Annotated in this window: 19 protein-coding genes; 14 read left to right on the plus strand and 5 right to left on the minus strand. The window is 62.6% G+C overall.

Going from position 1 to position 22,226, the window contains the following annotated elements:
* The 3 genes from AC4BBN_RS10730 to dacB form a co-directional block, all read right to left on the minus strand.
* Nucleotides 1-669 carry an OmpW/AlkL family protein gene (locus AC4BBN_RS10730; protein WP_490591975.1) on the minus strand — a complete coding sequence of 223 codons (669 nt, stop codon included), beginning with the start codon at nucleotides 667-669 and terminating at the stop codon, nucleotides 1-3.
* 25 nt (nucleotides 670-694) lie between these two features.
* The gene (locus tag AC4BBN_RS10735) at nucleotides 695-1,897 is read right to left on the minus strand and encodes an SGNH/GDSL hydrolase family protein (protein WP_490591976.1); all 1,203 of its coding nucleotides are present in this window, start codon (nucleotides 1,895-1,897) and stop codon (nucleotides 695-697) included.
* 113 nt (nucleotides 1,898-2,010) lie between these two features.
* Nucleotides 2,011-3,450, minus strand: coding sequence for a D-alanyl-D-alanine carboxypeptidase/D-alanyl-D-alanine endopeptidase (gene dacB, locus AC4BBN_RS10740; RefSeq protein WP_490591977.1), 1,440 nt, complete (start codon nucleotides 3,448-3,450; stop codon nucleotides 2,011-2,013).
* A 102-nt stretch (nucleotides 3,451-3,552) separates the two neighbouring features.
* Between dacB and tsaB the strand changes: the two genes are divergently transcribed.
* Genes tsaB through pyrF form a run of 4 tightly spaced genes read left to right on the plus strand, consistent with a single transcriptional unit; the run spans nucleotide 3,553 to nucleotide 6,409 of the window.
* Nucleotides 3,553-4,251 (plus strand): tRNA (adenosine(37)-N6)-threonylcarbamoyltransferase complex dimerization subunit type 1 TsaB, encoded by a 699-nt coding sequence (tsaB, locus tag AC4BBN_RS10745; RefSeq protein ID WP_490591978.1) that lies wholly within the window; start codon nucleotides 3,553-3,555, stop codon nucleotides 4,249-4,251.
* Nucleotides 4,248-4,733, plus strand: coding sequence for a ribosomal protein S18-alanine N-acetyltransferase (gene rimI / locus AC4BBN_RS10750; RefSeq protein WP_490591979.1), 486 nt, complete (start codon nucleotides 4,248-4,250; stop codon nucleotides 4,731-4,733). The genes tsaB and rimI overlap by 4 nt, the downstream gene beginning before the upstream one ends.
* Nucleotides 4,730-5,548 (plus strand): uracil-DNA glycosylase, encoded by an 819-nt coding sequence (locus AC4BBN_RS10755; protein WP_490591980.1) that lies wholly within the window; start codon nucleotides 4,730-4,732, stop codon nucleotides 5,546-5,548. The genes rimI and AC4BBN_RS10755 overlap by 4 nt, the downstream gene beginning before the upstream one ends.
* A gap of 33 nt (nucleotides 5,549-5,581) precedes the next feature.
* Nucleotides 5,582-6,409: an orotidine-5'-phosphate decarboxylase gene (pyrF, locus tag AC4BBN_RS10760; protein WP_490591981.1), complete on the plus strand. Its 828-nt coding sequence runs from the start codon at nucleotides 5,582-5,584 to the stop codon at nucleotides 6,407-6,409.
* Nucleotides 6,410-6,623: 214 nt separating this feature from the next.
* Here the strand turns inward: pyrF and AC4BBN_RS10765 are convergent, their stop codons facing one another.
* A complete protein-coding gene (locus AC4BBN_RS10765; RefSeq protein ID WP_490591982.1) occupies nucleotides 6,624-6,815 on the minus strand; it encodes a hypothetical protein in 192 nt (63 codons plus the stop codon).
* Nucleotides 6,816-7,021: 206 nt separating this feature from the next.
* On the opposite strand from AC4BBN_RS10765, the gene AC4BBN_RS10770 reads away from it, so the two are divergent.
* The 4 genes from AC4BBN_RS10770 (at nucleotide 7,022) to AC4BBN_RS10785 (ending at nucleotide 9,821) form a co-directional block, all read left to right on the plus strand.
* A complete protein-coding gene (locus AC4BBN_RS10770; RefSeq protein ID WP_490591983.1) occupies nucleotides 7,022-8,650 on the plus strand; it encodes a methyl-accepting chemotaxis protein in 1,629 nt (542 codons plus the stop codon).
* Nucleotides 8,651-8,768: 118 nt separating this feature from the next.
* Complete coding sequence (locus AC4BBN_RS10775) at nucleotides 8,769-9,080, plus strand: ElaB/YgaM/YqjD family protein (RefSeq protein WP_490591984.1); 312 nt, start codon at nucleotides 8,769-8,771, stop codon at nucleotides 9,078-9,080.
* A 29-nt stretch (nucleotides 9,081-9,109) separates the two neighbouring features.
* Complete coding sequence (locus AC4BBN_RS10780; protein WP_490591985.1) at nucleotides 9,110-9,511, plus strand: phage holin family protein; 402 nt, start codon at nucleotides 9,110-9,112, stop codon at nucleotides 9,509-9,511.
* Nucleotides 9,492-9,821 (plus strand): YqjK family protein, encoded by a 330-nt coding sequence (locus tag AC4BBN_RS10785; protein WP_490591986.1) that lies wholly within the window; start codon nucleotides 9,492-9,494, stop codon nucleotides 9,819-9,821. The genes AC4BBN_RS10780 and AC4BBN_RS10785 overlap by 20 nt, the downstream gene beginning before the upstream one ends.
* Nucleotides 9,822-9,887: 66 nt before the next feature.
* Here AC4BBN_RS10785 and uvrA read toward each other — a convergent pair whose 3' ends face one another.
* Entirely contained in the window at nucleotides 9,888-12,821 is a 2,934-nt protein-coding gene (gene uvrA / locus AC4BBN_RS10790) for an excinuclease ABC subunit UvrA (RefSeq protein WP_490591987.1), read from the minus strand.
* A gap of 212 nt (nucleotides 12,822-13,033) precedes the next feature.
* On the opposite strand from uvrA, the gene AC4BBN_RS10795 reads away from it, so the two are divergent.
* The 6 genes from AC4BBN_RS10795 to AC4BBN_RS10820 all read left to right on the plus strand — a co-directional run bounded on the left by AC4BBN_RS10795 (nucleotide 13,034) and on the right by AC4BBN_RS10820 (nucleotide 22,171).
* A complete protein-coding gene (locus AC4BBN_RS10795) occupies nucleotides 13,034-14,200 on the plus strand; it encodes an MFS transporter (protein ID WP_490592856.1) in 1,167 nt (388 codons plus the stop codon).
* Nucleotides 14,201-14,225: 25 nt separating this feature from the next.
* Complete coding sequence (ssb, locus tag AC4BBN_RS10800) at nucleotides 14,226-14,768, plus strand: single-stranded DNA-binding protein (RefSeq protein ID WP_490591988.1); 543 nt, start codon at nucleotides 14,226-14,228, stop codon at nucleotides 14,766-14,768.
* A 169-nt stretch (nucleotides 14,769-14,937) separates the two neighbouring features.
* Complete coding sequence (locus tag AC4BBN_RS10805; protein ID WP_490591989.1) at nucleotides 14,938-19,341, plus strand: response regulator; 4,404 nt, start codon at nucleotides 14,938-14,940, stop codon at nucleotides 19,339-19,341.
* A 3-nt stretch (nucleotides 19,342-19,344) separates the two neighbouring features.
* Nucleotides 19,345-20,334, plus strand: a complete 990-nt coding sequence (locus tag AC4BBN_RS10810; RefSeq protein WP_490591990.1) for a response regulator — start codon at nucleotides 19,345-19,347, stop codon at nucleotides 20,332-20,334.
* A 132-nt stretch (nucleotides 20,335-20,466) separates the two neighbouring features.
* Nucleotides 20,467-21,270, plus strand: a complete 804-nt coding sequence (locus AC4BBN_RS10815; protein WP_490591991.1) for an ABC transporter ATP-binding protein — start codon at nucleotides 20,467-20,469, stop codon at nucleotides 21,268-21,270.
* Entirely contained in the window at nucleotides 21,257-22,171 is a 915-nt protein-coding gene (locus AC4BBN_RS10820; protein WP_490591992.1) for an ABC transporter permease, read from the plus strand. The genes AC4BBN_RS10815 and AC4BBN_RS10820 overlap by 14 nt, the downstream gene beginning before the upstream one ends.
* Nucleotides 22,172-22,226: the final 55 nt, after the last annotated feature.

A 22,226-nucleotide genomic window follows, 5' to 3' on the forward strand; every position in this document is an offset into this window, starting at 1 on the left:
TTAGAACTTGTAGCCGACGGCGACTGCAACGGTCACGGGGTTCAGCGTAACGTCGATGGTCTGGCCGGTAGACAGCGTGCCACGGGTCTTCACGAAGGTCTTGGCAATCATTCCGTCGATGAACCAGCGTTCATTCAACGTTACCGTGCCGCCCACCTGTACGGTCAGTCCCAGCCTGGACTCCAGCGACAAGGTCGTGGGGGTGCTGGATGAGCCACCGGTGATGGCGGTCAGCACGGCCGTACCCTTTTCCTTGTAGAACTTGGCATAGGTGGGGCCGGCGCCCACATAGGGACGGAACTGTGCGTTGGCTTCGCCAAAGTGGTACTGGCCAAACAAAGATATGGGCAGAGCCTTGGTTTCAGCGATCTTGCCGGCGCCGGAAATGGCGCCAGCGCCATACAGGTTGTGTGTGAACGGCGTCGCCAGGGGCAGATCCACGGCCCAGTGGTCGTCCACCATGTAGGTAATGCCGCCACCCAGCTGGGTATTGCCATTCGAATCGATCTTGGTATGGGGCAGGCTAGAAGCCGACAGATCACCGCTGTCCACGGCCGGCGTGATGTTGGTAATGCCGCCGCGCACCATCCAGGTACCTGCGGTTTGGGCTTGGGCTGCGCCGGCCATCAGCAACAGGGTCGCAGCCAGGCAGGTGGTTTGGAATTTCATGGGGGTGTCCTTGTGTCTAGACGGATTACAGCCAGCCAGCGGCGGCCAATTTCAGGGCGACGAAACGGTTCAACAGCCTGTAGCCAGCGACCGTGGGGTGCACGTCGTCGGCAAACTGGTAGGTGTTGAAATCTGTACCCGAAACCAGGTTGCTGGAGTTGCAGACCAGGGACAAACCAGCCAGGATGTTGCCCGTTGCGGAGCAGACCGAGGTGGTCACATTGGTCAAGCCGTATTGCGCAGGGTTGCCGTACTGGTCCATACCTTGTGCATAGGCGTCCGCCTGCACCACGCTGGTGGGCAAAGCGGCTGTGAGCGTGCTGTTATAGGTCGTGACCATGGTGCCCAACAGGGTTTGGGCCGAGGCGCTCAGGCTTTGGCCTCTGGGGGTTTGCACGATGTTGGGCACAGTGACGACGACGACGTACTTGGCACCCTTGCCGACTATCGAGTTCTTGACATAACCCGCCAGCTCCGTTGCCGCAGTGGCCATGCCGGTGACAGCGGCTGCAGGGGCTGCTGCTGCCAGGGTCGCGGCGGGCGTGCCACCGATGATCTGGCCTTGGAGGGTGGGAGACCAGCCCGCAGCGACAGCTGCTCCATAGGCGGCGGTGCGGGTGGTCGTGGTGTCGGTGGTCAGCAAGGTGGTGACGGCCGAGACCGCATTCAGGTGCATGAAGGCATCATTGGCGCCGGCCAGCACGGTGACAAGCTCAGTGCCAGAGAACTGTGTGACGCGCGACAAATGGTTGGAGATCTGGGTCTTGACCGGTACTGCCATCAGGCCCAGATTTGCCGCAGTGCTCAGGCTTTGCAATGCCACGCTGCCGGGGGCAAACGTCGATGTCACGCGGGCGCTGCCCTGGGCGTAGTTTGTGCAGCTGGTGTGTTCGGTAACGGCGACCGAGACAATGCCTGCGGACACCATGGCTGCGTTGGGCAATATGCCGGTTTCTGCTGCGCACGGCGCGCTCAGGTTTAGTTGGCCAGCCAGGAATTCGGTCCAGTTCTGGGGCGAGGTGGAGGTACTGTTGTTGACCGTGAACTTGCCGCCGCCTACGGCTGCAATCGTGCCCACCTTGTAGGTGCCCACATCGCTCAGACTGTCGCCAAATGACACCAAAGATGTGAACGTGACTTTGGTGCTGGTTTCACTGCCGCCGCCGCCGCAAGCGGACAAGAGCAAGGCCGCTGTCAGGGCGGTGAGTTTTGTGGGATTCCAATGCATTGGGGGGCTCCTGTAGTAAAAAAGAACGGTCGTTCGTTTGTGCTGAATGTTACGCGGGTCGCTTCAAAAATCGCAAAGGGTTAGTACGGATAAGTCGGGTATCCATGTGTGATTTATTCCTCTTTTACGGCCCATTCGATAAGTGCATCCAGTGCCGGCCGGGCGGCAGCGGCGTTGCCGTGGTTGACGATGCCCACCACCACATAGCGCTTGCCGCTGCGCCCGGTGGCATAGCCGGCCACCGAGGCGACGCCGTCCAGCGTGCCGGTTTTCAGCTGGGCGCGGCCCATGGCTTCGGGGGCCAGGCCGCGATCGCGCATGCGCAGCGTGGTGCCGTCCACCCCGGCGATGGACAGGGACTGGGCCAGCACCGCGCCATTCGGGTGGCTGGCCGCGCGGCGCAGTAGCTGGCCCAGTGCGCGTGCGCTGGTGCGCTCTTCGCGGCTCAGGCCGGAGCCGTTTTCCAGCGTGGGTGCGGGCACCTCGCGGCCGATGGCGCGCGGCCACCAGGCGGCGACGACTGCGCGGGAGGCCGCAAAACTGCCGGGCTGGCCATCCTGCGCGCCCAGGGTTAGAAAGACCTGTTGCGCCATCACGTTGTTGCTGAACTTGTTGACGTCGGCGATCAGCTCGCCCAGCGGCAGCGATGGCGCGTCCATCAACCACTCGGCGGTGGGCGGCGTATGGCCGTCGCGCACCATGCCATCCAGCGTGCCGCCCGCGCCCAGGTACAGGGCCTGCAGCACCCGGCGCGCAAAGCTGGCCGGGTCGCTATAGGCTACGGGCCAGCTGCGTTCGCCGCAGCGCACCGGGTAGCTGCCCAGAAAGCGCACCTGGTTGGGGTCGGAAAAGTCTGCCTGCAGCCCGCCGCGCCAGTCGCCGCAGGCCTGGCTGTCCAGCGGCACCTGCGCGTCTATGGCGACGCCGGCCATTGGGGGCTCGCTACGTACCTGGGCCGTGCGGCTGCCGGGCTCGGGTGTGAAGCTCAGGATCAGCGACTTGAAGTTGACCAGCAGGCCGTCCGGCGTGGCGTTGTAGGGGCTCAGGGCCTGGCCGTCAAAGGCTGCCGGGTCGCGTGCCACCGGCTCGAAGAAGCCGTGGTCCAGCACGATGTCGCCGCGCACCTTCTGCACGCCGCGCGCCTGCAGGGCCTGGAACATGGGCGTGATGCGCTCCAGCACCAGCTTGGGGTCGCCACCCCCCCGGATGTAGAGGTTGCCGTAAAGCACGCCGTCGCGCACCGGGCCATCGGCGTAGAAGCGGGTCTTCCAGGTGTAGTCGGGGCCCAGCAGGTCCAGCGCGGCAAAGGTGGTGACCAGCTTCATCACCGAGGCCGGGTTCACAGACACCTCGGCCCGGTGGCTCAGGCGTGGCCGGGCATTGCCGTCGGCGGCTTGCACCAGCAGGCTGACCGCGTCGGGCGGCACCTTGGCGCGAGCCAGGGCTGTGGCGATGTCGGGCGGCAGGCGCTGCGCCTGGCTGGGCAAGGCCAGTAGCAGCGTGCTGCAGGCCAGGGCCACCAGCGCCGCTTTAATAGGAGTGAAAATAGCCATGGTTCCGATCTGCAGACATTTATCAAATAGCTATAGAAATAGTAGCAGCTTGGGCAGGATAATCCTGCGCCACACACCCATTTCTTGTCTAACTTATTGCCCATGCCGCTTCTTGCCTTTGACACCAGCACCGACACCCTTTCCATCGCCGTGGGCGATGGCGCACAGGTGTGGCTGCACAGCGGCGCGGGCGGCGCCCAGGCATCGACCACGCTGATTCCGGCCATCCTGGCGCTGCTGGCCCAGTCCGGGCTGCGGCTGGACCAGCTGGATGCCATCGCTTTTGGCAGCGGCCCGGGCTCGTTCACCGGTCTGCGTACCGCCTGCTCGGTGGCGCAAGGCCTGGCGTTTGGCGCCGGCAAGCCGGTGCTGCCCATCGACACGCTGATGGCAGTGGCCGAAGAAGCCCGTGTGCAGCACGGCGTGGAGCAGGTACAGGCCCTGCTGGACGCGCGCATGGACGAGATTTACACCGGCTTCTATGCCTACGCGCAAGGCCGCTGGCAGCAACGCGCCGACTTCCAGCTGCTGCGGCCCGAAGCTGTGCTGCAGGAAGAGGGCTGGGCGCTGGCCGGCAATGCACTGGCTGTGTATGCCGACCGCATTCCTCCTTCCAGTGGCCCGCGTTACGCGGTGCTGCCTGCCGCAGCCGCCATGCTGCGCCTGGCCCCGGCCTTGCTGGCCGCCGGCCAGGCGGTGCCAGCCGACCAGGCCCTGCCGCGCTATATCCGTGACAAAGTGGCCCAGACCACCGACGAACGCATGGCCGCCAAGGCGGCGGCCGGGGCGGTAGCGCCATGAGCGCCCAGTTGCAATCGCCACAAGCGCCGGAGCCAGCGGAGGTCCGCTTCGAGCCGCTGACCGCGCTGTGGCTGGACGAGATCGTCCGCATAGAGCAGACCGCCTATGCCCACCCCTGGTCGCTCGCCAATTTCAAAGACACGCTGGCCGCCGGCTATGAATGCCAGATATTGCTGGCCGGCACCACCGTGCTGGGTTACTTCGTGGCCATGAAGGGCGTTGACGAGGTGCATCTGCTGAACATCACCGTGACCCCGGCTTACCTGCGCCAGGGCTGGTCGCATTTGATGCTGGACGCGCTGGCCCTGTGGTCGCGCGGCCAGGGAGCGCAGTGGCTGTGGCTGGAAGCGCGCGCCAGCAATCTGCGGGCACTGCATGTGTACACCCAGTTCGGCTTCAGCCGCGTCGGCCTGCGCAAGGACTACTACCCCAACGGGCCCGGCCAGCGCGAGCATGCGGTGGTGATGAGCTTGCCGCTATGAGCCTGGACCTGGACGCCCGCCAGCGCGCCATGCTGGCCGAAATGCAGGTGCCGGTCTGGTGGCCGGCTGCAGAAGTGTCGGTTGCCACGGCACCGGCGCGGGCAGCTCCGCCCGTAGCATTGGCCGTCCCTGCCCCCGCTCCTGAGGCACCGGCACCCGCCCGCAGCGGCATGCACAGCCTGGCAGAGGCCATGCAAAATGCTCCTGAATTAATAGCTGCTCGCGCAGGTAATACAAGCGCCGAAGCCAAAAATGGCTTGGATTTTTCTGGCGCCGATATGGGTGATGCCGACATGGCGGCCCTGCGTGCCGGCTGGAGCGCGTGCCAGGCCAGCCGCGCGCTGGGTGCGGCTGCCGGCGCGTCGCCCGACTGGCTGGTGCTGGGCGAGGCGCTGGCCATCAGCGACGACCCCGCCAGCGCGCCGTTTGTGGGCGATGCTGGTGTGCTGCTGGACAATATGCTGCGTGCGGTAGGCATCCGCGCCCAGGCGCCGCAGCGCTCGGCCCAACTGACCAGCGTGCTGAAAACACGGCTTGCGGACCAGCCCGATGCCGACCCGCTGGTCTTCAATGCGCCCCATCTGGAGCGCCATGTGCGCCTGCTGCAGCCCCGGCTGATCCTGGCCTTGGGCCCGTTTGCCGCCCAGTTGCTGCTGCGCGACGCCACGCCTTTGGGGCAGTTGCGCGGCCGTGTGCACCGCTACCAGGGCGTGCCGGTGGTGGTGTCCTATGCCCCGGCCACCTTGTTGCGCAACCCCGCTGAAAAAGCCAAGGCCTGGGCCGACCTGTGCCTGGCGATGTCGGCTTCAGCGTAAATACGTTCTAGCGCCGGCCCGTAAAATCGGGGCATGACCTTTCTAGACATGCTCCAAAACGCCGGGCAGCGCAATGCCTCCATGCTCTGCGTGGGGCTCGACCCCGATCCGGCCCGCTTTCCGGGCGCATGGCGCGGTGATGCCAGCAAGATTGCCGACTTTTGCAACCGCATCGTGGACGCCACGGCCGACCTGGCCATCGCCTTCAAACCCCAGATCGCCTACTTTGCCGCGCACCGCGCCGAAGACCAGCTGGAGCGCGTGGTGGCGCACATCCGCCGCGTCGCGCCGCATGTGCCCATCATCCTGGACGCCAAGCGCGGCGACATCGGCTCCACCGCCGAGCAGTACGCTGTCGAAGCATTTGAGCGCTACCAGGCCGACGCCGTCACCCTGTCGCCCTTCATGGGTTTCGACTCGCTCCAGCCCTACCTGAAGTACCCCGGCAAGGGCGCTTTCCTGCTGTGCCGCACCTCCAACCCCGGCGGTGACGACCTGCAAAACCAGCGCCTGGCCAGCGTGCCCGGCCAGCCCCTGCTGTACGAGCACATCGCCCAATTGGCCCAAGGCCCGTGGAACCTGAACGGCCAGCTCGGCCTGGTGGTGGGTGCGACCTACCCGGCGGAAATCGCCCGTGTACGCGCTCTGGCACCCACCGTGCCGCTGCTGGTGCCCGGCGTGGGCGCGCAGGGCGGCGATGCCCATGCCACGGTGCGGGCCGGCTGGACCGCCAACGGCCCGCTCATCGTCAACTCTTCGCGTGCCGTGCTGTACGCATCGTCCGGCGACGACTTCGCCGATGCCGCACGCAGTGCTGCCCAGCAGACGCGCGACCAGTTGCAGGCCGCACTGCCACTATAAAAAGAATAGCTTCTTGCGCAGGTATCGCCTGCGCTGGAGGCGGTTTTTCCTGATTGGCTGCATGCGTCAGATCGACAACCGCTCGCAATAGAGACCCCGTTCGCCCTGAGCCTGTCGAAGGGCTTGCAAATGGAGCCCTTCGACAAGCTCAGGGCGAACGGTTGTAGTGGTGTGTCTGAGGCAAGTAGCTAATCAGGCCGCTTGGGTACCCAGCTCAGGGCGTGGCTTGGAAGCTGATGTCGTTGGCCAGCATGAACCACAAAATCAGCGTGGGTATGACTACGGGCAGTGACAGAGCGCAAAACATCAGCGTGGTCATGGCGAACGCGGCAATGTCATTCCACCACTGCAGCAGCACTACGCGCAGGTCAACTTCCCAAAATCGTTGCGGCGGTCTATTTGGCATAGGGGGCCTCTTCTTTTGCGAAGTGTAGTGCGCTGCTGGCAATTTTCCAGCGGTCTGTGCTGCGCTGTTTTATCCCCAAAGCAGTTGAAAGCAACAATCTGCGTAGGGTGAATTTGCATGCAATAAATTTACAAAAGCTTACGATCGTCACTCCATAGGCCAAAGTGGCTGTGGCTTTCCTGTTGAATCACCCCAAGGAGCCTTGCATGCAGTTGTCCCAATTGAAAATCAGCACCCGTCTGACCTTTGGTTTTGGTTTGCTTGTCCTCTTGTCGCTGCTGTCGGCGGGCCTGTCTTTGAACAAGCTCGCCAGCGTGCAGGCTAGTCTGGAAGACGTGGTGAAGGACAACAACTACAAGATTCGCTTGAACAATGACATGTCTCAGGCGATACATGTGGTGGCCCGGGTGATCCGCACTTTGATCATTCTGGAAGACGAGGGCCAGATGGCCGTCGAAAAAGAAAAAATTACCCAGGCGCGTGCCAGCTACGATAAAAGCTGGGCTGCGTTGCAGAGTCTTCCCGACACCGATGCCGCCAAGGCCATGAGCGCCAAGATTGAGGAGCAGGCTGCCAAGACCCGCCCCATCAACAACCGGTTAGTGGAGCTCGGCCTGGCCAACAAGGCCGATGAAGCCAAGGAACTGCTCTTGAAAGAAGCCAACCCCGCCAACACGAAGTGGCAGGATGCGATTCTCGAAAACATCAACTACCAAGAGGCACAGAACAACAGCCAGTACGAAGAAGCCTTGGCGGACTATGTTCATGCGCGCAACCTGCTGTGGGCGGCGTGCTTGATCAGCGTTGCTTTGGCGGCGGGGTGCGGCTGGTTGATCACCCGTTCCATCCTGCGCCAGTTGGGTGCTGAGCCTAGCGAGGCCGCCGCCCTGGCCCAGGGCGTGGCGTCGGGCGATCTCAGCATCCATATCCAGCTGCAGCAGGGCGACAACAGCAGCCTGATGGCCCAGCTGAAGACCATGCAGGAGAGTTTGGTCCGCTTGGTGGCCGGCGTGCGCCAAAGTTCTGAGAGCGTGGCGGCTGCCAGCGCCCAGATTTCCCAGGGCAACCAGGACCTGAGCTCCCGCACGGAACAGCAGGCCAGCGCGCTTGAGGAAACTGCCGCCTCCATGGAACAGCTGGGCGCCACTGTGAAACAGAATGCCGACAGCGCCCGCCAGGCCAACCAGCTGGCGGTGAGCGCCAGCAAGGTTGCGAAGCAAGGCGGCGATGTGGTGGCCGAGGTGGTGACGACCATGCAGGGCATTAACGAGTCTTCGCGCAAGATCAGCGACATCATTGGTGTGATCGATGGCATTGCGTTTCAGACCAACATCCTGGCGCTGAATGCGGCGGTTGAAGCGGCGCGCGCCGGCGAGCAAGGCCGAGGCTTTGCCGTGGTGGCCAGTGAGGTACGTAGCCTGGCCGGACGCAGTGCCGAGGCCGCCAAGGAAATCAAGCAATTGATCTCGACCAGCGTGGAGCGGGTCGAGCAAGGTACGGCGCTGGTGGACAAAGCTGGTGCCACCATGAGCGAGGTGGTCAGCTCCATCCGCCGGGTGACCGACCTGGTGGGGGAAATCAGCGCCGCGAATAACGAGCAGAGTTCCGGTGTGTCCCAAATCGGTGAAGCGGTGACCCAGATGGACAATGCCACCCAGCAGAACGCCGCGCTGGTCGAGGAGATGGCTGCGGCTGCCAACAGCATGAAGGGCCAGGCGGACGACCTGGTGGCGGCCGTGTCTGTCTTCAAGTTAGGGCAAGGCGTGCATGCGCGGCATGCAGCTGTGCCTGCCGCGATGGTTGCGGGAGGCGGCAGGCCGCTGCGTATCGCCTGAGGCCTGAGGGCTCAGGTGGGTAAAGTGTTTCAAAATGTCATAGGGTGCTTGTGATTGCTGAATTTGCCCTCACCAATCTGATAACCTTTATTCGTACAACCTACTTGAAAGAACCGCCATGGCTAAAACCAGCATCGAATCCCAAGAACAACTGGTCAGTGATATCAAGTCGGTCATCTCAGACGCGGAAGACATGCTCAGCGCAACCGCCGACCAGACTGGTGAGAAGCTTGCCAGCCTGCGCGCCCGCGTCAAGGCCCGCCTGAGCGACGCCCGTGAACGCCTGATCGACGCCGAAGCCGCCTTGCGCCACAACACCAAGGTTGCCGCCCGTGCTGCTGACGACTACGTGCACGAGTCCCCCTGGACCGCCGTGGGCGTGGCCGCTGGCGTAGGCCTGCTGGTTGGTCTCATCATTGGCCGCCGCTGAATCCTGGCCCGCTGCGGGCCTGGGTTTCTATGCGTAACTTGTTCGGCGGCGGGCTGTACGCCGCTTTGAAAGGCATCCCGGTCACTTTGCTGACCGTGGTGCGCACGCGTCTGCAGCTATTCGGCAACGAGCTGCAGACCGCCAAACTCCATGTATTGCGTGAGCTCAGTCTGGTGCTGGCCATGGTGGCCTTCGCCGGGCTGGGTGTCGTGCTGGCCGTGGTGTTGGTACTGAGCTTGTTGTGGGACCAGCGGGTGGCCGTGTTGTCCTGCCTGTCTGTGCTGTTTGTGGGGCTGGCTGTGATTTGTTATGCCCTGCTGCGCCGCTCTGCCGTGGCGTCCGACAATATGTTTGCCGCCAGCCTGGCCGAACTGCAGGAAGACCTGCGCCAACTCAAAGCCGAAGCGGGCCATGGGCAAGACCCACACTGAGCTGGCTTACGAGCGTGGGCGCTTGCTGGAACGCATCCAGTACCAGCGCAGCTTGCTGGCGCGCGAATGTGCCCCGCTGCAGCGCGTGGCCCAAAAGGGTGATCACCTGGCAGGGCTGGCAGCCGAGCTGCTGGCTTTTGCGCGGCAGAACCCATTGACGCTGGGGGCCGTCGCTGCTGTCGTGCTGGTGTTCAAGCCACGCATGGCCTGGCGCATGGCAAAGCGCGGCTTCTTTCTATGGCGCGGCTGGCGCATGGTGCAGCAGTGGCAGCCCGGCACTTTGCTGCAGCTGCTGCGCCGCTTCATTTAATCTACGATTGCTATTAAATAAGTAGCTGCTAGCGTAGGTAATACCTGCGCTAGCAGCCTATTTTTTTTACAAGATGCGCGCCAGGTACTTGCCGGTATGGCTGGCGGGGTTGGCTGCAATCTGCTCCGGTGTGCCCACGCCCACCACGGTGCCGCCGCCGGCGCCGCCTTCGGGGCCCATGTCGATCAGCCAGTCTGCCGTCTTGATCACATCCAGGTTGTGCTCGATCACCACGATGGTGTTGCCGGCGCTGCGCAGCTGGTGCAGCACCTTGAGCAGCAATGCAATGTCGGCAAAGTGCAGGCCGGTGGTGGGTTCGTCCAGGATGTAGAGCGTGCGGCCGGTGTCGCGCTTGCTCAACTCCAGTGCCAGCTTGACGCGTTGCGCCTCGCCGCCCGACAAGGTGGTGGCCGACTGGCCCAGCTTGATGTAGCTCAGGCCCACGTCCAGCAGGGTGTGCAGCTTGCGGGCGATGGTGGGCACGGCCTTTAGGAATTCGTACGCGGCCTCGACTGTCAGCTCCAGAATCTGCGCGATGTTTTTGCCCTTGTACTGCACCTCCAGGGTTTCCCGGTTGTAGCGCTGGCCTTTGCACACGTCACAGGGCACGTACACGTCGGGCAAAAAGTGCATCTCGACCTTCACCATGCCGTCGCCCTGGCAGGCTTCGCAGCGGCCACCGGCCACGTTGAAGCTGAAGCGGCCCGCGCCGTAGCCGCGTTCACGCGCCATGGGCACTTCGGCCATCAGCTCGCGGATAGGGGTGAACAGGCCGGTGTAGGTGGCGGGGTTGCTGCGCGGGGTGCGGCCGATGGGCGACTGGTCCACGTTGATGACCTTGTCGAACTGCTCGATGCCGATGATTTCCTCGTGCTCGGCAGGCTCGTTGTGCGCCCGGTACAGCTGGCGCGCCACGGCGGTGTAGAGCGTGTCGTTGACCAGGGTGGATTTGCCCGAGCCCGACACACCGGTCACGCAGGTCAGCAGCCCCACGGGGAAGTCCACGTTGACGCCCTTCAGGTTGTGGCCCTTGGCGCCCACGATGGACAGCCAGCCTTCACCAGGCGCGGGCTGCTTCTGGGTGTGACGTTCGGTAGGCACCTCGATCTTCAGCGTGCCCGCCAGGTACTGGCCAGTCAGCGAATCAGGGTTCGCCTTGACCTCGTCAAACGTGCCCTGGGCCATGATGCGGCCACCGTGGATGCCGGCGCCGGGGCCGAGGTCGATCACATGGTCGGCGGCGCGCATCATGTCTTCGTCATGCTCGACCACCAGCACGCTGTTGCCGATGTCGCGCAGGTGCTGCAGCGTGGCGATGAGGCGGTCGTTGTCGCGCTGGTGCAGGCCAATGCTGGGCTCGTCCAGCACGTACATCACGCCTGTCAGCCCGGAGCCAATTTGCGATGCCAGGCGGATGCGCTGTGACTCGCCTCCGCTGAGGGTTTCGGCGCTGCGGTCCAGGCTCAGGTAGTTCAGGCCCACGTCGTTCAGAAACTTCAGCCGCAGGCCGATTTCGCGCACGATCTTGCCGGCAATCTCCCCCTTGGCGCCGCCCATGGTCAGCTGGTTGAAGTACTCAAAACTTTCGCGCAGCGTGGTGTGGCTGATCTCAAATATCGCGCGTGCTTGCGTGCCTTCACCCACTTTGACGTGGCGGGCTTCGCGGCGCAGGCGCGAGCCATTGCAGCTGGCGCAGGGCTGGCTGGTGCGGTAGCGGGCCAGGTCTTCGCGTACCAGGTTGGAGTCGGTCTCGCGGTAGCGCCGCTGCATGTTCGGGATGATGCCTTCGAACGGGTGCTTCTTGCTGACCTTCTTGCCCTGGGAGGCGCCCGAGTCCATCACATAGCTGAACTTGATGTCTTCCTCGCCCGAGCCGTACAGCAGGGCTTGCTGTACGGGTGCGGGCAGGGATTCAAAAGCCACTTCGATGTCGAATTGGTAATGTTTGGCCAGGCTTTCCAGCATGGCGAAGTAGTAGCCGTTGCGCCGGTCCCAGCCTTTGATGGCGCCGCTGGCCAGGCTGAGCGACGGGAAGGCTACGACCCGTGTCGGGTCGAACAGCTCTTGCATGCCCAGCCCATCGCAGGTGGGGCAGGCGCCGACGGGGGAGTTGAACGAGAACAGGCGCGGCTCCAGCTCGGCGATCGAGTAGTTGCACACCGGGCAGGCGAACTTGGCGTTGAACAGGTGCTCCTGGCCTGATGCCATCTCCACCACGATGGCCTTGCCCTCGGCCAGGCGCAGCGAGGCTTCAAAGCTTTCGGCCAGGCGCTGGCGCTGGGCGGCTACTGCCTGGGGTTCGCTGTCGCCGTGCACTTTGACGCGGTCTATCACCACGTCGATGTTGTGCTTCTCGGTCTTCTTGAGCTTGGGCAGTTGGTCGAACTCGAAGGTCTGGCCGTCCACCCGGAAGCGCACATAGCCCTGGGCCTGCATTTCAGTGAATACATCGGCGTATTCGCCCTTGCGTTCGCGGGCGATGGGGGCGACCACCATCAATCGTGTGTCTACCGGCAGGGCCAGCACTGCGTCCACCATCTGGCTGACGGTCTGGGCCTGCAGCGGCAGGTTGTGGTCTGGGCAGTAGGGCGTGCCAGCGCGGGCAAACAGCAGGCGCAGGTAGTCGTGGATTTCCGTCACCGTGCCCACGGTGGAGCGCGGGTTGTGGCTGGTGGCCTTTTGCTCGATGGAGATGGCCGGGCTCAGGCCTTCGATCAGATCCACATCCGGCTTGTCCATCAGCTGCAGGAACTGGCGGGCGTAGGTGCTCAGGCTTTCCACATAGCGGCGCTGGCCTTCGGCGTACAGGGTGTCAAACGCCAGGCTGGACTTGCCCGAGCCGCTCAGACCGGTGATCACCACCAGCTGGTTGCGTGGGATGTCCAGGTCGATGTTCTTCAGGTTGTGCGTGCGTGCGCCACGGATGCTGATGCGCTGCAGCTGCAAAGCATTGCGCAGGTAGGTGCCTTCAGACGAGGCTTCGGGATGAGCGGGGTTCAATGTGGGCCGGCCTTGGGAGAAATCGGCTTCAGGCCAGGGCAGGCGCCCACAGAGCCCAAAAGCAAGAGTAAACCCGCCATGATAGTGAAGATCAAGGAGAATCGCACAATTCGTGCTTGCTTTCGTCCATGGTGTCTTGCGTGCCCCAGTCTTCTGCTTCTTCCTCTGCGTCCATCCCCCCCGCTGTTGCTATGCCGGTTGTGTCACTCGCCATGACTGCGTTGGAGCGGCGCGCCAGCCTGTCGCTGGCGGGTATTTTTGCCCTGCGTATGTTGGGCTTGTTTTTGGTATTGCCTGTATTTGCTCTGGAGGCGGCCAAATTCCCAGGTGGTGACGATCCCGCCCGCGTGGGCTTGGCGATGGGCATATATGGGCTGACGCAGGGCTTTTTGCAGCTGCCGTTTGGCATGGCTTCAGACCGGTTTGGCCGCAAGCGTGTGATTGTGCTGGGCTTGTTGTTGTTTGCGGCGGGTAGCTTTGTGGCCGCCTGGGCCGATAGCTTGACCGCGCTGACCCTGGGGCGTGCGCTGCAAGGCGCGGGCGCCGTATCGGCCGCTGTGACCGCCTTGCTGGCCGACCAGACACGCGATGCCGTCCGTACCAAGGCCATGGCTTTGGTGGGCGGCAGCATCGCGTTGATGTTTGCCTTGTCGTTGGTGCTGGCGCCGGCGTTGGCGGCAGTCGTAGGGCTGGGCGGTCTGTTCGTGCTGACTGGCAGTCTCGCGCTGGCCGGTATTGCCGTTGTACTGTGGGTGGTGCCGCCCGAGCCGTTGCTGCACACGCAGCAGCCCCGTGGCAGGCTGTCCGAGGTGTTGTCACATGCAGGGCTGCTGCGGCTGGATGCGGGCGTGTTTATTCTGCATGCGGTTCAGTTGGCGATGTGGATGGCCGTACCGGCGCTGTTGGTGCAGGCCGGGCTGGACAAGGCGCACCATTGGTGGGTGTATTTGCCTGCGGTGCTGGGTTCGTTCGTGGTGATGGGTGGCGGGCTGTTTCCGCTGGAGCGCCGTGGCTACCTGCGTGCGGTGTTCCTGGTGGCCATTTCTTTGATTGCGCTGGTGCAGTTGGGGCTCTTCTGGGTGGCAGATGCACCGCATATCAGTAGCTTGGCAACTTTGTTGTTTTTGTTTTTTTGCGGCTTCAATGTACTGGAGGCCAGCCAGCCCAGCCTGGCGTCACGATTGGCTCCGGCCCATGTGCGGGGTACGGCATTGGGGGTGTACAACACGCTGCAGTCCTTGGGTTTTTTTGTAGGGGGGCTGGCCGGAGGGGCCTTGTTGAAGCATCTTGGCCCCCAGGGCTTGTTTGCGGTCTGCGGTGGGGCTATGCTGGTCTGGCTGATGGTTGCTTGGCCAATGCGGGTCCCCGGCAAAGCATAATCTACCCCCTCTAGAGGAATTCACCATGGCATCCGTCAACAAAGTCATCATCGTCGGCAACCTGGGCCGCGACCCTGAAGTGCGCACTTTCCCCAGCGGCGATCGGGTCGCCAATGTCACCATTGCTACCACCGAAACCTGGAAAGACAAGCAGACCGGCGAGCGTCGCGAAGCTACCGAATGGCACCGTGTGGTGTTTCGCGGTGGTTTGGCCGGCATCGTCGAGCAGTACCTGCGCAAGGGTTCGCAGGTCTATGTGGAAGGCTCTATCCGTAGCCGCAAGTACAACGACGCGACCGGCATGGAAAAGTCGATTACCGAAATCATTGCCAGTGAAATGACCATGCTGGGTAGCCGCCAGGGCATGGGCGGCCCGCAAGGTGGTGGCAATGACGGCGGCTATGACGACGGTGGCTACGACAACAGCCCACCGCCTGCGCCGGCCCGCCGCCCAATGGCACCCGCCGCCCGCCCGGCGATGGCGCCCCCGTCGCGCCCGCCAGCACCCGCTCCTGCAGCACGCTCTTCGAGCGGATTCGATGATATGGACGACGATATCCCGTTTTAACCTGCACTTTCGCAGCGTTTAAGCTCAACTTCTAACCGCCCGTGTGCATATAGCGCACGGGCGGTTTTTTTGTGCCCGTCCTACAAATGGGGGATGTTTAAACACAGGGCAGAGTACGGTATTACAACCCTGGTTGTGCGGGTGTGGTCGAGTCGATAGCATGAAGTGAATGGCTTCTACTACACCCCACTTGCTTCCCCGACGTGTTTCCTTCGAGTGGCGCTCCCTGGTCGTGGTGCTGGGCTTGGTAGGCATTTTCATTGCCTATATCTACACCGCCGAAGTGGACCGCGTCAACGCGACAGAGCGTGAGCGCCTACGCACCCAGGCCAACGTGGTCGCCAATGACATCCAGGGAAATTTGACGGTAGCTAGCCTTGCCCTGCAAGAGGTCATCAAAGACTATATGGTGGGGCCTGAACCGGTACGTAGCCAGGAGCTTGCAATGCGTTTGCGGGCCTTGGTTGACGCCATGCCGGGCGTTCGGTCCATGGTGGTGTTGGATGCCAACGGTATGTCCATTGCAGCTCACCGACCTGAATACGTGGGCATGGACCTCAGCCACCGGGAGTATTTCAAGACGGTGCGCGACCACCCCAGTGTGTCGACGCTGTATGTTTCTGAACCGTTTGTGTCCGTCCAGAAAGAGGTGGTGATCACTCTGTCTCGCATGGTGCCGAATGCCGAAGGGCAGTTCATGGGCCTGGCTTTTGCAACGCTGGACCCGGCTTACTTTGCGGGCATATTTCGGCCCATCATGTATGCCCCGGATGTGTTGTCTTTTGTGATCCACGGTAGTGGCTTGCCCCTGCTCAGCTATCCGCCTGTGACGAGCTTTCAAAGCGCGAACTTCAGCCAGGCCGGTAGCCTGTTCAACCAGCACATGCAGAGTGCTCGTACCCGCAGTGAATTGACTGGCGCTTTGTTTCCAGGGGGTGAGGAGCGACAGGTCGCCACCTATACCGTACAGCCGGCGGTGCTGGATATGGACAAGCCTTTGATCGTTGGTGTCAGTCGCGAGTTGGCCGTGATTGCACAACCGCTAAGGCGTCAGGCCATCACCTATGGTGTGTTTTATGCCGTCCTGGCTTTTTTGTGCAGCATGGCGCTGTATTGGACCCAATTGCGCCGAGCGCGTATGGAGACGATGGAGGCAGAACTCGACCGTGAGCGCCTGGAGGCCGCCGATAGGTTGAAGCTGGCCTTGCGTGGGGCAAACCTGGGGCTGTGGAGTTTCCATGTGCCCACCTCTGCACGTACGTTTGATGCGAACTCCTTTGCCATGCTGGGGCACTCTCCACACGACATGGAGAAGGAACCGGACTTCTGGAACAGCCGCATTTGTGAGGAGGATTTGCCGGTCTACACAGCGGCGAAGGAGCAGTGTATTGACGGCAGCGTGCCCTTTTTTGAGGCGACTTACCGCATACGGCACAAGCTGGGCCACTGGGTCTGGGTCATGTGCCGTGCACAGGCGATTGCGCGGGATGGTGATGGCCGGGCCATCACCATCATGGGCACGCATATGGATGTCACGGCTGCCAAGCTTGCCGAGCAGGAGGTTGTTCGGGGCCGTAACGAGCTTCTGAATGTTTTTGACAGTCTGGCAGATGCTGTCTTTGTGTTTGACCAAAACCATCAATTGGTCCGCGTCAACCGCGCTGGGCGGTCCATGCACGGCTTGTTCGATGCCGATACCCCGTTTGAGAATGTGGTGAACAACATTGAGCTTGTGCAAATGGACGGCAATTTGTTGCAAGCAGACCAATGGCCTAGCCAGCAGGGCGTGCGCGGTCAATTCATGCGGGACTTACAGTTCGAAGTCCGCCGCAAAGACAGTGGCACGTCTGTTTTTGTAGAGCACAGCACATCCGCCATTTATGACGTATCAGGAGAGATGGCGCTACTGATCGTTGCCTGCAAAGACGTTTCAGAGCGTCGGCTGACCAATGCCTTGCGTGAGAGCGAGGCGAGGTTTCGTACCTTGATTGAAGATGCGCCACTGGCGATTGCGATTCTTCGGGCGGGTCGCTTTGTCTATGTGAATCCGCGTTACCACCGTTTGCACGGCTACGAAGATTCGGACAATCTCGTTGGATGCATGTGGAGCAGCATGATCGCTCCAAAATCACGGGCTGGCTTGTTGGTCGAGGAAGCCCGCGTCAACGAAGACTCGCCCATAGAGCAGATGTTTGAGGCAATCAGTCTGGGTAAGGACGGGCAGTTGGTGTCGATCTTCAACACCACAACCCGCGTTGACCTCGCCGATGGGCCTGCCACGCTGGTATTCGCCCAGGATATTTCGGCCCAGAAACAGGCGGAGGCAGCATTGCTTCAGGCCCGCGATGTGGCAGAGGCGGCGAACCGCAGCAAGGCTGAATTCCTGGCAAATATGAGCCACGAAATACGGTCGCCATTGAATGCAATTCTGGGCTTGGCCTACCTGCTGGAACAGGGGCGGCTGGAGCGAGACGCGCTGGATATGGTGCGCAAGATACGCGGCTCCGGCCGTTCGCTGCTGGGCATCATCAACGATATCCTGGACGTCTCCAAGATCGATGCTGGCCATATGGTGATTGAGCAAACGCCGTTCCGCTTGGGTGATGTGATGGACAACCTGGCCGGCACCATGGGCATCAACGCAGGGGACAAAAATATTGAGCTGGTGATTCAGCCGCTGCCTCCTGGTGTTTCCGTGGTCAAAGGCGACGCTTTGCGGCTGGAGCAGGTGCTCACCAACCTGACCAGCAATGCCATCAAATTCACCCATGTGGGCCGGGTTGAGGTACGTACCGAGCTGTTGTCCATGTATGACAACAAGCTTGTTCTGCATTTCTGCGTCAAGGACACCGGCATAGGCATTGCTCCGGCCTTGCAAAAGGACGTTTTCTCTGCTTTCACCCAGGCCGATAGCTCCACCACGCGCCGCTATGGTGGCACGGGACTGGGGTTGACCATCTGCCGCCAACTGGTGGGTTTGATGGGCGGCGAGATTGGGCTGACCAGCACGCCAGGCGAAGGCAGTGAATTCTGGTTCACGCTGCCCATGCAGCAGGTGCCCCACACCGACTTTTCGTCACCCGACATGGTGCGCATTGATGCCCTGGTGGCCGATGACAGCGAGATCGCCTTGCAGGCCGTGGTGGCGATTGCCCAGGGCCTTGGCTGGCAGGTGGATGCGATGGACTCTGGCGAGGCCGTGCTGTCGCAGGTGCAGGAGCGCAAGAGCGGCAAGCTGCCCCACGTAGTGGTTTTGGACTGGAAGATGCCGGGTTTGGATGGGCTGGCTACGGCGCGTGCCATACGGGCCAGCGTGCCGCCCGACGAATGCCCTATCGTGATCATGGCCACCGCCTATTCACTGTCCAGTCTGTCCAGCCAACCCGGTGCAGAACTGGTGGATGCGATCCTGAACAAGCCGGTGACTACCTCGACCCTCTACAACGCGGTCATCGAAGCGCAGCGCCGTCGTGCTGCCACGGTGGGCATACCGCATGCGATGCAGCAGGCGGAGGGGTGCAGTCTGGTAGATGTGCGGGTGCTGGTGGTGGACGATAGCGACATCAACCGCGAGGTCGCGCAGCGCATCCTGGCGGATCAGGGGGCCATCGTGGCACTGGCGGAAGACGGCGAAGACGCGTTGAAGTGGCTCATGGCACACCCCGAAGAGGTGGACCTTGTGCTGATGGATGTGCAAATGCCGGTGATGGATGGCATCGAGGCGACACGCAGGTTGCGCCGAGTTCCCCATTTCAAGGACCTGCCGGTGGTGGCGTTGACCGCAGGCGCCTTTAAATCGCAGCAGGAAGCGGCATTTGCAGCGGGCATGACCGAGTTCATCAGCAAGCCTTTTGACGTGCCGTCCACCATTGCCTTGATCCAGCGGCTGCGTCGCCGCCCAAGGCCACGGGCGCCTGAGAATTCGGACGTCACCGCAGTCCCTCCGCTTGCGCATGCCGAGGTACCCGCGCCGGCGATCCTGAGTGTGATGGATGTTGCCCAGGGGCTGCAGCTTTGGTCGGACGTCAATATTTACCGAGGCTATCTGAGGCGCTTTGCGGACAGCTATGGCGGCGCCGTGGCCGTCATGAATGCCAGTTTGGCCATCGCAGACCGCCCCGCCGCCGCCGCTCTGGCGCACAAGCTGATGGGGGCGGCGGCGAACATGGCGCTGCCCGAGACTGCCCGCCTGGCGGGGGAGGCCGAGCGCGTCTTGTCCGCAGGCTACGACCCCACCCATGTGCTGGCCCGCCTGGACGAGGCAATCAAAGATGCGGTGTCCGCGATTGGCCGCTTTGTACCGCCCGTGGTGGTGGCCAAGAACGCGCCGCAAGCCGCAGCATCGACGACGGCGGGGGCGTTCAATCTGAAGGATTTGTTCCGGCAAATACTGGGGGCTTTGGACGCGGACGACCCCACGCCGGTCGAGCCGCTGCTGGCGCAATTGGCGCACCATATGCCCGCCCATGCATTGGAAGAGATCCAGGCCTGCGTGCATGGTTTCGATTTTCGGGGAGCCGAGGCCGCCGTTTATGCCTTGGCCCGGGTGCAGGGCATTCCTTTGCAGGAGTAAGCCATGCTTTCACCCACCATTCTGGTTGTGGATGACGAGCCCGGCAATTTGGCCGTGATGCGCGATATCTTGGCCAGCAGCTACAAGCTGGTGTTTGCACGCAATGGAATGGAGACCCTGGCAGCGGTACAAAAGCACCTGCCCGCCATGGTGCTGTTGGACGTAGGTTTGCCGGACACCAACGGCTACGACCTGTGCCGGCAGATCAAGCAAACCGACCCCACCCATGCTGTAGAGGTGATTTTTGTTACGGGCTATACCGATGTCGCGCACGAGGCCGCAGGCTTCGATGCCGGTGGCGTGGACTACATCGTGAAGCCGGTATCGCCGCCGATTGTGCGTGCCCGTGTGGCCGCGCATTTGTCTCTGGTGCGGGCTACAGCGCTGGAGAAGAGCTACCGCGAAGCCGTGCTGATGCTGGGCCAGGCCGGGCATTACAACGACAACGACACCGGCTCGCACATCTGGCGTATGGCGGCCTACGCCCGTGCTTTGGCTCAGGCGGTAGGCTGGGATACCGAACGCAGCATGCAGCTTGAACTGGCCGCGCCCATGCACGACACGGGCAAGCTGGGCATACCCCATGCCATCCTGCGCAAGCCTGGGCCGCTGAACGACGAGGAATGGGAGGTGATGAAGACGCACCCCCAGATCGGTTATGACATCCTCAGCAAAAGCGATGCGCCGGTATTCCAGCTGGCCGCTGAAGTGGCATTGCGGCACCACGAAAAATGGGACGGCAGCGGCTACCCCGGCGGCTTGCGTGGGCGCGAAATTCCGCAGTCCGCGCGCATTGTGGCCCTGGCCGACGTGTTCGATGCCTTGTGCATGCGCCGCCCCTACAAAGAAGCCTGGACGGTGGAGCAGATCCTGGACTACATCCATGCCGACGCCGAATGCCACTTTGACCCGGCGATGGTGCGGGCGTTCAAGAGCATTCTTCCGGAGCTGCTGGACATCCGGACCCATTGGATGCGGGTAGAGGCCGGCTAAGAGCCTGTGCACCCCTGCGGTGCAATCGATGGCCAGAAACTGGCACAAAACTAGCTTAAACCCCAAGAAGCTGACCGTTTGGTTAGCTTTATAGTGGGTTCCCATGTCCATCCATCAGCTAGCCAGGTATCCATGAAGCCATCTGATCCTTCCGCCGGCGTTGCCGTATTACCCGCCGTAGAGGTGCGCAAGGCGAACGTGGTGTACCCCGCTGCCGATGCGCCGGTGCATGCCTTGCAGGACATCGACCTGACGGTGCGCCAGGGGGAATTTGTCTCGCTGATCGGCCCGTCCGGCTGCGGCAAGACAACCCTGTTGCGTGCCATTGCCGACCTGGAACCCATCAGCTCCGGCACCATGCTGGTGAACGGCGTCAGTCCGCATGATGCGCGCCTGGCCCGCTCCTACGGTTATGTGTTCCAGGCTCCCGCGCTGTTCCCCTGGCGTACGGTGCTGGCCAATGTAGTGCTGCCGCTGCAGATACAAGGGCGCGGCAAGGCCGAGAGCCAGCGCATCGCCCTGGAACAGCTGGAGCGTGTGGGCCTGAAAGGCTTTGAGAAGAAGTATCCCTGGCAGCTCTCCGGCGGCATGCAGCAGCGCGTGTCGATTGCCCGTGCGCTGGCGTTCGAGCCTCGCATCCTGATGATGGACGAGCCCTTTGGAGCGCTGGATGAAATCACCCGCGACCGGCTCAACGAGCAGCTGCAACAGCTCTGGCAGCGCGAGCGCCGCACCGTGGTCTTCGTCACCCACTCGATTGCCGAGGCGGTGTACCTGTCCACCCGCATCGTGGTGATGTCGCCACGGCCTGGGCGCATCGTGAAGGTGATCGAATCCACCCTGCCCGACGCACGCCACCTGGGCCTGCGCGACACGCCGGAATTCATGGCCTTGGCGCACGCAGTGCGGGAGTCATTAGCAGATGGCCACCATTAAAAACCGCTCTGCTTTCGATAGCGCTATGCCCATGGCCACCGTGCTACTGGCGGTTATTTTGCTTTGGTACGTGGGTGCCGTGTGGTTAAACGCACCTGGTGCCATCGAGCGCGTGCTCACGCCCCGCCTGGCGCCCGGTGCCAGCTGGACCTGGGCCGATCTGGTGCAGACCACACTGTCCATGCAGCGCCCGGTGCTGCCCGCGCCGCAGCAGGTAGCGCTGGACTTCTGGTCCAGCCTGGTCGATTGGCCGGTGGATTCGCCGCGCAATCTGCTGTACCACGTGGCCGTGACCGCCCAGTCCAGCCTGCTGGGCTTTGTGATGGGCACGGTGTTTGGCCTGCTGCTGTCGGCCGGCATCGTGCATTCGCGCACCCTGGACAGGGCGCTGATGCCCTGGATCGTAGCCTCGCAAACCATTCCCGTGCTGGCGATTGCGCCCATCGTGCTGATCATTCTGGGCAGCCTGGGTTTCTCTGGCGTCTGGCCCAAGGCGGTGATTGCCATGTACTTGTGCTTCTTCCCGGTCACAGTGGCCATGGTGCAGGGCTTGCGCTCGCCACAGAAGATCGATACCGAGCTGCTCTACACCTACGCCGCCTCGCCCTGGCAGGCCTTCTGGCTGCTGCGTGTGCCTGCGGCCTTGCCGTTCTTGTTTCCCGCGCTGCGCGTGGGCATCGCTGCAGGTCTGGTGGGCGCCATGGTGGCCGAGCTGCCTACCGGTGCCCAGGCCGGCCTGGGCGCCAAGCTGCTGCTGGGCTCCTACTACGGCAATACGGTTGCTATCTGGTCGGCCCTGCTGATGTCGGCCTTGCTGGGCCTGGGTTTGACCGCCGCCGTGCTGGGCGTGGAGCGCCTGGTACTGCGCCGCCACGGTGTGCGGCCAGGGGCTGCAGCATGAAGGCGCGCAGTCCGTTGGCCGTGGCTGGCCTGGTGCTCGCCAGTGCTGTTTTTGC

The sequence above is a fragment of the Rhodoferax sp. SPJ21 genome (genome assembly GCF_058216335.1).

What these genes read in the sequence shown, in the direction of transcription:
- AC4BBN_RS10755 (WP_490591980.1), top strand. Translation starts at nt 4,730, where the DNA reads ATGAGCCTGGACCTGGACGCCCGCCAGCGCGCCATGCTGGCCGAAATG.
- ssb (WP_490591988.1), top strand. Translation starts at nt 14,226, where the DNA reads ATGGCATCCGTCAACAAAGTCATCATCGTCGGCAACCTGGGCCGCGAC.
- AC4BBN_RS10795 (WP_490592856.1), top strand. Translation starts at nt 13,034, where the DNA reads ATGACTGCGTTGGAGCGGCGCGCCAGCCTGTCGCTGGCGGGTATTTTT.
- tsaB (WP_490591978.1), top strand. Translation starts at nt 3,553, where the DNA reads ATGCCGCTTCTTGCCTTTGACACCAGCACCGACACCCTTTCCATCGCC.
- AC4BBN_RS10770 (WP_490591983.1), top strand. Translation starts at nt 7,022, where the DNA reads ATGCAGTTGTCCCAATTGAAAATCAGCACCCGTCTGACCTTTGGTTTT.
- AC4BBN_RS10810 (WP_490591990.1), top strand. Translation starts at nt 19,345, where the DNA reads ATGCTTTCACCCACCATTCTGGTTGTGGATGACGAGCCCGGCAATTTG.
- pyrF (WP_490591981.1), top strand. Translation starts at nt 5,582, where the DNA reads ATGACCTTTCTAGACATGCTCCAAAACGCCGGGCAGCGCAATGCCTCC.
- AC4BBN_RS10805 (WP_490591989.1), top strand. Translation starts at nt 14,938, where the DNA reads ATGGCTTCTACTACACCCCACTTGCTTCCCCGACGTGTTTCCTTCGAG.
- AC4BBN_RS10775 (WP_490591984.1), top strand. Translation starts at nt 8,769, where the DNA reads ATGGCTAAAACCAGCATCGAATCCCAAGAACAACTGGTCAGTGATATC.
- AC4BBN_RS10765 (WP_490591982.1), bottom strand. Translation starts at nt 6,815, where the DNA reads ATGCCAAATAGACCGCCGCAACGATTTTGGGAAGTTGACCTGCGCGTA.
- rimI (WP_490591979.1), top strand. Translation starts at nt 4,248, where the DNA reads ATGAGCGCCCAGTTGCAATCGCCACAAGCGCCGGAGCCAGCGGAGGTC.
- AC4BBN_RS10820 (WP_490591992.1), top strand. Translation starts at nt 21,257, where the DNA reads ATGGCCACCATTAAAAACCGCTCTGCTTTCGATAGCGCTATGCCCATG.
- dacB (WP_490591977.1), bottom strand. Translation starts at nt 3,450, where the DNA reads ATGGCTATTTTCACTCCTATTAAAGCGGCGCTGGTGGCCCTGGCCTGC.
- AC4BBN_RS10780 (WP_490591985.1), top strand. Translation starts at nt 9,110, where the DNA reads ATGCGTAACTTGTTCGGCGGCGGGCTGTACGCCGCTTTGAAAGGCATC.
- AC4BBN_RS10815 (WP_490591991.1), top strand. Translation starts at nt 20,467, where the DNA reads ATGAAGCCATCTGATCCTTCCGCCGGCGTTGCCGTATTACCCGCCGTA.
- AC4BBN_RS10735 (WP_490591976.1), bottom strand. Translation starts at nt 1,897, where the DNA reads ATGCATTGGAATCCCACAAAACTCACCGCCCTGACAGCGGCCTTGCTC.
- AC4BBN_RS10730 (WP_490591975.1), bottom strand. Translation starts at nt 669, where the DNA reads ATGAAATTCCAAACCACCTGCCTGGCTGCGACCCTGTTGCTGATGGCC.
- AC4BBN_RS10785 (WP_490591986.1), top strand. Translation starts at nt 9,492, where the DNA reads ATGGGCAAGACCCACACTGAGCTGGCTTACGAGCGTGGGCGCTTGCTG.